9 protein-coding genes are annotated in these 7,164 nt (G+C 32.5%); all 9 read right to left on the bottom strand.

What is annotated here, in order from left to right:
* Positions 1 to 153: 153 nt before the first annotated feature.
* Positions 154 to 573 (bottom strand): hypothetical protein, encoded by a 420-nt coding sequence (locus ACHZC3_RS11855; RefSeq protein WP_394760064.1) that lies wholly within the window; start codon positions 571 to 573, stop codon positions 154 to 156.
* Between the two features lie 11 nt (positions 574 to 584).
* Positions 585 to 953 (bottom strand): hypothetical protein, encoded by a 369-nt coding sequence (locus tag ACHZC3_RS11860; protein WP_394760065.1) that lies wholly within the window; start codon positions 951 to 953, stop codon positions 585 to 587.
* Between the two features lie 3 nt (positions 954 to 956).
* A complete protein-coding gene (locus ACHZC3_RS11865; protein ID WP_394760066.1) occupies positions 957 to 1,421 on the bottom strand; it encodes a hypothetical protein in 465 nt (154 codons plus the stop codon).
* A 1-nt stretch (position 1,422) separates the two neighbouring features.
* The gene (locus ACHZC3_RS11870) at positions 1,423 to 1,674 is read right to left on the bottom strand and encodes a DUF4258 domain-containing protein (protein WP_394760067.1); all 252 of its coding nucleotides are present in this window, start codon (positions 1,672 to 1,674) and stop codon (positions 1,423 to 1,425) included.
* Between the two features lies 1 nt (position 1,675).
* A complete protein-coding gene (locus ACHZC3_RS11875) occupies positions 1,676 to 4,414 on the bottom strand; it encodes a hypothetical protein (protein WP_394760069.1) in 2,739 nt (912 codons plus the stop codon).
* Entirely contained in the window at positions 4,414 to 4,887 is a 474-nt protein-coding gene (locus tag ACHZC3_RS11880) for a hypothetical protein (RefSeq protein ID WP_394760070.1), read from the bottom strand. The genes ACHZC3_RS11875 and ACHZC3_RS11880 overlap by 1 nt, the downstream gene beginning before the upstream one ends.
* Entirely contained in the window at positions 4,884 to 5,741 is an 858-nt protein-coding gene (locus ACHZC3_RS11885) for a hypothetical protein (RefSeq protein WP_394760071.1), read from the bottom strand. Before ACHZC3_RS11885 ends, ACHZC3_RS11880 begins: the two co-directional genes overlap by 4 nt.
* An 11-nt stretch (positions 5,742 to 5,752) precedes the next feature.
* Positions 5,753 to 6,382: a glycoside hydrolase family 19 protein gene (locus ACHZC3_RS11890; protein WP_394760072.1), complete on the bottom strand. Its 630-nt coding sequence runs from the start codon at positions 6,380 to 6,382 to the stop codon at positions 5,753 to 5,755.
* 114 nt (positions 6,383 to 6,496) lie between these two features.
* On the bottom strand, positions 6,497 to 7,164 hold a 668-nt coding region (locus ACHZC3_RS11895), incomplete at its 5' end, for a peptidoglycan-binding protein (protein WP_394760074.1).

The following is a 7,164-nucleotide window of genomic DNA, read 5'->3' on the forward strand; positions in this document are numbered from 1 at the left end:
CAAAATTAAGTCCGCAGACTGAACCACGCCTAAATCATCACGATAAAATATTTTTTTATCTTTCTGATTAATAGCAATTTCCCCATCTAATAAAGATGAGGGAACGGACAAAGCCGTATTACTTCTTTTTATTTTAATTGGATTTGCCATTTTTTAAAAAGAACCTCCGTCGATAGTTGAATTTTCGTCTAATTTCGTACCTACCAATGCTGTAAGCGCAACTACGCCAGCTTCGTCATTTTGCATTTGTGTAGCAAGTTCCATAAGCGTATTTAACGCTTCGGGGGCTGAACCAACTAATGTACTAATGGCGTTGTCTGTATATGTTTTTACAAAAGCCGTTGTTGCAATACTGTTAGAATTGTCAGATTGTAAAGGCGTTGGAGCGGTTGGATTGCCTGTTAAAATAGCATCTACAAACGCACTAAACCCACCTAAAAAAACAACTGTCGAAACATCTGTTTTTATATATAAATTTTTGTCGGGAATTACAACACAAAGCTCTCCTACTTGTAAGTCTGTTACAACTGGCGCACCAGTTGTAAGTTTTCTTTTTATTCTTATTACGCTCATATTCGTTTTATTTAAGATATTGTTCCGCCATCTAAATCATTGGAATTGTTATTACTACTTACTTCAAAAAAAAAATTATTAATTAAGTCAATTATATAGTTGTCTATATTTACATAAGGCTGCAATAAACTTCGCCCATAAAGAGAGGCACTAGGAAACGGAGGTAAAGACATAAACGGGTTTATATCTTCAATATTTATAACAATGCCCCTATCTTGGTTATTCCCGATAGCACTTTTTATAATGATATTGTTATTATTTGAAATGTCTTTTGTAACGTTTTGGTTTGGTTGTAGCGAGTAAATTATTTTATCCGCTATAACCTCTCTAATCGTTACGTTTCCGTTATTTTCTTTCTTAAAATAAATACTTTCAGCCATAATTTATTTTTTTGCAACTGGTTTTTTTGTAACTTTCTTTACTATTTTACCGCCTTTTTTGGTTACAAAACCTTTCTTTTGTGTTCCGTCCTTTTTACGAAGTCCCGTAACGCTAAACGCTTTTGCGCATAGTGTACGTAGTCCTTTTGTGGCTGGGGCTTTTAAGCCAATTGTCGCTTTAACTTCCTTAAATGTTTTTGACGCTCGCATTTCTTTTATTACCTTTTCTTTTGCTTCTGCTTCCGATTCTGCAATAATATTTTTCGCTACCATTAATCTACCGCTTGTTGTTACATAAACAACGTCAAAATGTTTTTTCATAATTTGTGGTTTTTTTAATCCTTTATTTTCGTTTTGTAAAAATGCTTTTTGGTTGTCTATTAATATTTGCAAATTTCTTTTTTGTTCCGATGTTCTAGCGTTATCACGCTTTTTTACTAAATCATTTATTTTGTCTTGTGTTGTCATTTTAATTTTCTAATCTAAAAGCTGTTATTACTTTGTACGTTGCAATATCTATTATCTCACACACATAAATTACTGGTTGTTTTTCATTACTTCTCCAGTAAATTAAACTTGAAGAAAAACCATTTTTTTTACAAATTTCACGTACCCTTTTTTTAATTTTATTTTTTGTTAAGACTAAATTAATTTCAGATGGTAAAAATAATTTTCTTTCAAAAATCCTTTTTTTTGCGTGATTTGAAATAATAAACTCCATTTTAATTAATGCTAAATGATAGTAATTTGTTTATTTGCTCTAGTGTATTTTCTAAACCGTCGGTACTTTCTGTTTCTGAATTTTCCGCAACCAGTTTGCCGTTATAAATATTAAAATGCAATCCGTCTAGCGGTTTGTTTTGGTAACGATTTTTGTCTGCATAAATGTAATTATCTCGGTAATCCGCTTCTTTTTTTGTAAACAAAACAATATCGGCATCAAACTGGGATTTAGAACCGCCACGCATTTTGCCGTCGGTTGTTTGCTGGAAAATGACAATAAATAATTTTCCGTTGTATTTTTTTCGTAAATCCTTGTCAACTTCAAAACCCTTAACCATTTCTTGCATTTTTGTATAACTATCAATAACAATTACATCGTTATTTTCTACTAATGCGTGCAATTCTTGTAAATTTGTTATCTCTGGACTTTCAATGTTGTTTAAAGCCGTTTGGTTAAGGTATTGTTTTGCCTTGTCGAAGTATAACACACTTTCGGGGTGTTCCTCGATACTGGCGTGTCCTACCTTATAATTTTGTGCTAGGGCGTTCATAAACTGAAAACACATTCTAGTTTTCATACTTCCCTGTCCTCCAGTAAGCGATATAAAAACGCTTTCTTTTTGTTTGCGTTCTACTTTGCCTAAAAAACTGGAAATATCTTTGTTGCCAATGGTAAAATATTCGGCTACGGCTGGCTTGTTTGCCATTTTGTACGCTAATGATTGACGGTTTGTGGCAACTGGTTTAGGAATATTTAATCCGTTTTCAGAATTATTTTTATTTTTGGTATTATTTTTGTTATCTTTGTTGTTAGAAAGTGGTTTAATTTCACCGTCTTTAGGATTGCCGATTTTCTGCACCTCACTGAAATTGCCACTTTTTTTAATCTTTCCCACTTCAAAACTTTTAAATTTTGTTTTTCTCTGAATATCTAAAATTACCGATATTCTAACGTGGCGTTTTATTCCGTCAATCGTAATTTTAGATTTAAAATTTAAAAAACCTAAAACATCTTTGCTGTCACTGTTTTTTCTTAATCCAAAATTATTATAAGTAGAATTTTTTATTAATTCTTCTAGGTGTTCGATAACCGCCACTTTTTCAGAATAAATAGGTTTTAATATTTTACGCCCAGCGTTTGCGGTAAAAAAAACTTCTTTTAAAGCATTTTTTATAGCTACTTTTTTACCTTTTAAATTTTTATTGTAATAATCAATTGTAAAATTTCTTAATTCAGTAACGCTCATTTTTTTAAATGTTTCGGTACTAATTTCTAAACCGCCAAACAGTCCAACCTGATTACTTCCTGCACTTGTATAACTTCCTTTTTTTCGGGACAAATCAATTAGTTTACTTTGATAAATTTTTATTTCATTATTGTATTTGTCAATGGCTTTTTCTAGTGCTTTTATTACTAAATTATAATCCTTGTCTTTCGGGTTTATAAAATCTTTATGGGTAGGGTTTTTAATCCTGTCTATTAGATTTTGTTTGTTAGCAATTGCCGTTTCTATTTGTGTTTGTAATTCTTTGTATTCGCTATCATATGCGTTTTCGCCCTCTGTTTTATTTTTAAAACGAGCTAAATTTAGCGTATCGCCATAATGAAACAATAAGCCTGTATTTGCGGTTATTATATGCAAAAAATCGGCTTTGGTTTTTATGCGTAAAGACTGGTTTTTATCTTGCAAAAATTTAAACATTTCAACTTCGTTAGCATCGTTTAATTTGCCAAAAAACTGTTTACGAGCTTCGCCTATCCAGTCTGCCATTTTTTCAATAATTGTAGCGTTTTGTTTGTCGGGCGTTTCTCCTAGGCTATCTAATGTTTGTAGCATCAATCCTTTTGGGTTCAGAAAACTTAAATTAAGAATATAATTTGCGTTTTTGCCCTCGATTTTTTTTGCTTCGTCAAAAATTTCTTTTTTTTCTTTTGGGCTTGTGTTTTGTAGTTTTTCTCTCCAAATTTTAGCCCGTTCTTGTGGTAATTCTAGGCTTCGGTTTGCGTTGCTTTCTACTTTGGCATATTGCACGGCTTCGGCTTCTGTCCCATTAAAGAACTTTGCCATAATACTTTTTTTGCCTAATCTTTTTATAGCTTCAAAGCGGTGGTGTCCTGCTAAAACAAAATCTTTTTTTAGTTTGGTATCGTGCCATATTACAATTGCATCAAACTTATTCGATGAATAATTTTTTATAATTTGAGTTAAAATATGTTCGTTTAGTTTGTTTCGATTTTGGAAACGCTTTTCATCGGTAAAAATTTTGGTTACTGGAAGATCTAAAACATCTACTGATTTTGTAGCTACTTTTCTAACTTCTTTTTTTACTTTCGCTGGCGTTTCTTTTAAAATACGTTTTGCTACTTTACTTTTTGTAGTTTTTTCTTGAAGTTTAGCCGTTACTAGAGTTTCTACGTTTGCCACTTCACGGCTTACTTTCGCTTCAACTTTTACTATTTTTCCAAAATGAAATTTATAGCCTTTTTTCAGTCGTCCGCAATCGTCTAGGGCTTCTTTGTATTCGCCAGTATGTTGTAATCCGTTTAGTCCTGCTTCTTTGTATTCCTTGATAGTCAAGTGAAACAAGTCTTTGTCAGGAAAGGTATTTAACACTTTCGATAACCTAAAAACTATCTCGGTGTTATTTTCTGCTTTAGCACAAACAAGTAAAGACTCTATTTCCTCACGGCTAGAATCTCTATTGTTTAAATCGTTAAATCTTGCTATTACACTCATTATCTAATTTTATATTCTGCACCCAAAATACTTACTATGGCTTCAAATTTTAAGTTTTTTAGCGTTAGTAATTTGTAGTTTACTATGTTTATAATACTGCCTTGCAAATCGAGAACAAACGGCACGTTTCGTAACGTATAATTACCATTTGCAGGAACTACAATTTTTCCCACGTTTGGCGTGGCAACTCCTATGGCTTTTCCTGTTGCATCTAAAATTATAATGCGTTGTAGTTTTGCTACTACTCCGTTTATCTCGAAAGAATCCGTAAGCGGATTGGCAAAGCTTAAATCACAATTAAATTTTAGTTGTGGTTTAAAATCGTTCCAATCTAATTTTAAAGCACTTAAACCAGTAGGCAAAATTTTTATACTATCAAATTGCTTTGTTAGTTTGTCTATTTTTTGTTTTACTAAAACATATCCAACCGCTCCAGTTACTAGACCGATTGCTATTACTTTTTTTATACTCATGCGTAAAACATTTTTACAATTCTGAAAACTCCAAATGCAATTGCACCAGCACCGATATAAGCTAAAATTTGAATCCATTTAGGCACATACCTCACTGGAATTTCTTTTACAGATACTTCTTTTAAAACTTCTGTTTTATAATTATGATTACTGGTTACTTCCGTTGTTGTTGCCCCTAGTTTTGTGTAGGCAATGAGTTCTTTTCGTAACTTATCGTAATAAACCCCGAAAGAATTATCGCCCGATGTTTTTTTAGAATTAATTTGCAATAGTAACTCATCTATCTTGGCGTTTGTAATGCTATCACATTCGGGCTTTGACGTTTTTACGTTGTGAATCAATATTTTTAAGCTATCGATAACCGCTAAATTATTATCGGTGGTTTTTTCTTTTATAATTTCGATTGTTTTTTCTGTTTCTTTAGTATTTGTGCTTATAATTGGCTTGGCTTTACAACCTACAACCGCTATTGACAAACCTATAAATAAGATGCTTATTTGTAATTTATTAGAAAAAAATGTTTTTAGACTGTCAAAAATACTATCTACCAGTTCCTCTACATTTTCGTACAAATTACCACTCATAGAACCGCCCCAAACACATAAAACCATAACTAATAAAATAGGAAAATGTAAAAAGTATTCGTTTAGTTCATATACTGTTACAGCAACTAAAAGCGAAACTATAAACTCTGCAAAAAATCTACTTATTCTCCATTTGTTAGGCTCGTTAGGTTCTTTATAAATTTTGATAAATGCACCAAAAAAAGCGGTTGCTAATAACATTGAAAAAAATTGCAATTGATACTCGTGCGACTGAAACCAGTTGTTTACTTTTAGTATTATTTTATTCATTTGTAGTAAGTTTATGTAAAAGGGTTTTTATTTTTGGGATTTTGGTAATTAAAAAGATTGTTCCAAAAACCAGTATTAGGCTTCCTGCTTTCCATTTTAACTCGGCGGACTGGGCGGAATTTTTTTTTTAATAACTCCAAAGTTATTTTTTGGGCTTTGAAGTAATTAGTTTTAATAGTTCTGTCTTCCAGTCCGTTTGTACCACCATTTACACCAATAGTAACACTCTTTATACTGTCTTTATCGGCAAATTTATTTAGATTTCCCCACGAACTTCCTCTAGTCCAATACCAACAAGCAATATCTATTGAAATGTCTAACCTAGAGGCTAAATCGGGATTAGAAACAATATCAACACCCGAATAGTCCTTATATCTTTGATAATTTCCACGCCCTGTTAATTGTATTAAACCACGCCCCCGAAATTTATATCCATCGCCAGCCAATTTATTACCTAAATACTTGTGGTTTTGGTATTTTCTTTGAGCATCTTTAACGGTTATTTTTTCAACATCTGCCGAAAAATTTGCGCTTTCGTGTGCTAACTGACCTAAAAAATGAGCAATACGCAAAGGCGTATTGATCCCATATTTTGTCATAGAATTTAAAAAAAGTCCTGCGTTTGAAAATAAAAAACTCATATCGTCATTTTTTGTGGTTGTGGGGCTGGGTTTTTATCTGTAATTAATAATATCGAAATTATCAATTGTGTAAAAAGCAACCCTATTTTTGTGTTTGTAGTCATAGCAAAAAATTTATTTTATTAACGCTACGTTTTTGTGTGCAACCCATAACAAACGGTTTACGCCTAAAAATGTGTTTTCAACAACATATCTTACCGTTCCGTTGCTTGCGTTTTTTAAAACTGATTTTATAACTCCGATTTTGTCGCCAAAATCTAAACCTGTAATTTTATTTGTACCGTTGGTAAAATAAGTTCCGTCCGCTTTTACTTGCACATCTTGTGCGGTAAATCCCGAACGAATGTTTACCATTATTCTTTGTCCTTTTGTAAACGGACTTTCTGCCGTTGCTGATTCAACTGGTTTTACTGGCGTTGCTTGTTTTGTTTTAAAAAAATTAAACAAACTAATCTGATTTACGCCTCTTGCTTTTTGTAAGGCGGTAAGTGTTTGATTTCCGAATTTTCCGTCGGCACTCACTTTTAATTCGGTTTGCAAGGCTTTTACTTCGTTTCCTTTGCTACCAAATTTTAATATCTTATAAATGTCTTTTCCTGTTGCGGTTGTACTAGCATTTGCGTTGCCGTTATAACTAGGCGTAGCCGATGCAGGAATTTGAGCAGGCTCTACAACTTCGTGCGGAACATCTAACGTTTGTTGCTCTTTTTTCTTTTTGTTTTTATACCAAAATAAACCTAATGTACCAAGTGCTAGAACTCCAGCACCAATAAGCATTTTAT

The sequence above is a fragment of the Flavobacterium sp. genome, from assembly GCF_043720215.1.
Classification (GTDB): Bacteria; Bacteroidota; Bacteroidia; order Flavobacteriales; family Flavobacteriaceae; genus Flavobacterium.

Excerpts from the sequence above, each read along its gene's own strand:
- ACHZC3_RS11855 (WP_394760064.1), bottom strand. The coding sequence starts at position 573 with ATGAGCGTAATAAGAATAAAAAGAAAACTTACAACTGGTGCGCCAGTT.
- ACHZC3_RS11860 (WP_394760065.1), bottom strand. The coding sequence starts at position 953 with ATGGCTGAAAGTATTTATTTTAAGAAAGAAAATAACGGAAACGTAACG.
- ACHZC3_RS11865 (WP_394760066.1), bottom strand. The coding sequence starts at position 1,421 with ATGACAACACAAGACAAAATAAATGATTTAGTAAAAAAGCGTGATAAC.
- ACHZC3_RS11870 (WP_394760067.1), bottom strand. The coding sequence starts at position 1,674 with ATGGAGTTTATTATTTCAAATCACGCAAAAAAAAGGATTTTTGAAAGA.
- ACHZC3_RS11875 (WP_394760069.1), bottom strand. The coding sequence starts at position 4,414 with ATGAGTGTAATAGCAAGATTTAACGATTTAAACAATAGAGATTCTAGC.
- ACHZC3_RS11880 (WP_394760070.1), bottom strand. The coding sequence starts at position 4,887 with ATGAGTATAAAAAAAGTAATAGCAATCGGTCTAGTAACTGGAGCGGTT.
- ACHZC3_RS11885 (WP_394760071.1), bottom strand. The coding sequence starts at position 5,741 with ATGAATAAAATAATACTAAAAGTAAACAACTGGTTTCAGTCGCACGAG.
- ACHZC3_RS11890 (WP_394760072.1), bottom strand. The coding sequence starts at position 6,382 with ATGAGTTTTTTATTTTCAAACGCAGGACTTTTTTTAAATTCTATGACA.